This window comes from Moorena sp. SIO4E2, assembly GCF_010671945.1.
Lineage (GTDB): Bacteria > Cyanobacteriota > Cyanobacteriia > Cyanobacteriales > Coleofasciculaceae > Moorena > Moorena producens.
This window is the reverse complement of record NZ_JAAHIE010000879.1, coordinates 1-2,355: the sequence shown is the minus strand read 5'-3', so window position 1 is coordinate 2,355 and position 2,355 is coordinate 1. Positions and strand designations below refer to the sequence as shown.

Sequence of the window (2,355 nt, the reverse complement as noted above, 5' to 3'; positions counted from 1 at the left end):
GTGGGCAAAGTCATCTAATCATTAATACTCATTTGAAGCCAACGGTTTTTGCCCACCCTACAAGCTTAAAAGGTGAAAAAAATCCCAATTAAAGTAGGGTGGGCAAAGTCATCTAATCATTAATACTCATTTGAAGCCAACGGTTTTTGCCCACCCTACAAGCTTAAAAGGTGAAAAAAATCCCAATTAAAGTAGGGTGGGCAAAGTCATCTAATCATTAATACTAATTTGAAGCAAACGGTTTTTGCCCACCCTACAAGCTGACTAACAACCTTCAACCTTCAACCTTACCAAACCTTCAACCTTCAACCTTACCAAACCTTCAACTTTCAACCTTCCCAAACCTTCAACAATCAATAGCCAACAAAATCGTTTCCATCTCTTCCTTTGACAATCCCCCATGAGCCCCCAACTTATGTTGTTCAAAGCGGTCTTCTTCATACCACCAAACCGTTTCATACTTATGGGGTAAAATCACTATATTGCCTAACCGATTCAGCAATAGTGGCGATATTTCACCTGTACCGAAATAGCCTTGCTCAAGTAATGTTGTAGTACGATACACTGTTGCTCGATCTGCCAACTGCTCCGTCAGCAAATCATAGACTTTATCCAAATGGTCTTCCTGAATATACAACACCATATCCCGACATGATCCTGCTGGCACCAACAGTTTACCTTGGGCATTCCGTTTAATAAACTGCTCAATGGAAGGATTAAGCTGATTCAAATAAATAGTAGTCTCTGGTGAAATCTCTATTTGTCCATGATCAGCGGTAATTAGTAACAGTGTATTCTTCAGCTTACCAGCTACCTGCTGATATAAAAGTCGCTCCATAGTTAGCAAAAGTGTGCTAACTTCAGCCTGGAACTGGACAGAGCCAGGACCGTATTTATGAGCCATGCCATCAACAGTATCCAAATACAGGAAAAAGTAGCTCTTATCGGATTCAGCGATCGCAGCTTCAGTCAGGTTAACTAATGCTTCAGGAATGGTTTTGTAGGGAACAATACTTGCCCCATCACACACCACTCGTGAAAAGGGAGAGTAAGCATAATTGTAGTGTTGAAAACAATAAGATTTAACACCATACTGTTGCAATTTTTGATAGAGAGTTTGGGTAGGGAAAAGGCTTTGCTCAGAAATGCCAGTTGTTTGCAAGGTTCCCCGTTGCTTATCACCCGCAAACGAAAACATCAACGGAGCAATAATATCATCCAACAGCGGCTCATAGTAAAACCAATGGAAGACACCACTCTCACCAACCGGAAGCCCTGAGTGAATAGTAGTCACATGAGCAGCAGTTGTAGAAGGAAACTGGGTAGTCAATTTAGAAGCGACACCTTCCACTACAAACCGCTTCAAAAATTCCGATTGTTCAACATAGTCCTGAAAAAAGCGCCACCCGAAAGCATCAACAAAAATCAGAATAACCTTATCATAGCGTTCCGGTAATTCTCCTAATACACTCCTAGGTAATCCCATGTTTCCTTGACCGGTGAGCAGATGATAGATCATCTGGGGAATCTGGGAGAAACAATAGGAATCATAAAGGGGCTTACCAATGTTGTCATTTAGTCTAGCGTTTTCAATAGCTTTTAAAGAATCAGAGTTAATCATAAGGCAAGAGGCAAAAGGCAAAAGGCAAAAGGCAAAAGGCAAGAGGCAAAAGGCAAGAGGCAAGAGGCAAGAGGCAAGAGGCAAGAGGCCAAAAAAAATGTATACCTCGTTACTATCAAAACTGCTATCCTATAGGATTTTTAAATAGAGGATTAAAACTCCTGCTAATTTAGCATAGCACAAATAAAAATACAACTTTAATTGAAGAGTTTTACTATTAACTATACCTTATAATAGAAAAAGCGATGCTTTGACAGAAACGATACGCGAACGCTTCCTAGGGTTGTTCATACTTATAATATCCAGTTAATTTATTCAACCGACTCCCGATTCCCGACTCCCGATTCCCGAAATTTACTACTCATAAAAAAACGCGATCGCATCCCATAAGCGATCGCTTTATTTAAATTACCGCTCCCAAAAATAAATTTCCAAAACCCTTGACAAAAATATTTATAATCATTACGATTATAAATGTAAACAAAAAGCAAAAGGTTCACCTTATGCCTTCACAATTACCGCCTAACTCAGATAATAATCCTGACGAGTCTTCCCCAAAAAAAATCCCTGTTCAGCATATTTTAAAGGGGTCCCGCAAGGCCATACTTAATACGATGCATACCCTGTATGTACTTCGTTACACGGAAATTTCCGACTGGACTCCTCTTCAGCCAACGGGCATTCCGGGAGAGTTCATCACAATTACCGTCAAGTACTTGATTATCCCGTAAAAC

The 2,355-nt window shown here is 40.2% G+C and carries 3 protein-coding genes; 1 reads left to right on the top strand and 2 read right to left on the bottom strand.

All coding sequences use genetic code 11. The annotated features are described in order from the left end of the window. Nucleotides 1-346: 346 nt before the first annotated feature. Complete coding sequence (locus F6K37_RS38520; RefSeq protein WP_287256431.1) at nucleotides 347-1,705, bottom strand: alkaline phosphatase family protein; 1,359 nt, start codon at nucleotides 1,703-1,705, stop codon at nucleotides 347-349. A gap of 227 nt (nucleotides 1,706-1,932) precedes the next feature. Then, on the bottom strand, nucleotides 1,933-2,112 hold the full coding sequence (locus F6K37_RS38515; RefSeq protein ID WP_287256429.1) for a hypothetical protein: 180 nt from the start codon (nucleotides 2,110-2,112) through the stop codon (nucleotides 1,933-1,935). Nucleotides 2,113-2,124: 12 nt separating this feature from the next. On the opposite strand from F6K37_RS38515, the gene F6K37_RS38510 reads away from it, so the two are divergent. Continuing rightward, nucleotides 2,125-2,352 (top strand): hypothetical protein, encoded by a 228-nt coding sequence (locus F6K37_RS38510; RefSeq protein WP_287256427.1) that lies wholly within the window; start codon nucleotides 2,125-2,127, stop codon nucleotides 2,350-2,352. Nucleotides 2,353-2,355 lie beyond the last annotated feature (3 nt).

Excerpts from the sequence above, each read along its gene's own strand:
- F6K37_RS38510 (WP_287256427.1), top strand. The coding sequence starts at position 2,125 with ATGCCTTCACAATTACCGCCTAACTCAGATAATAATCCTGACGAGTCT.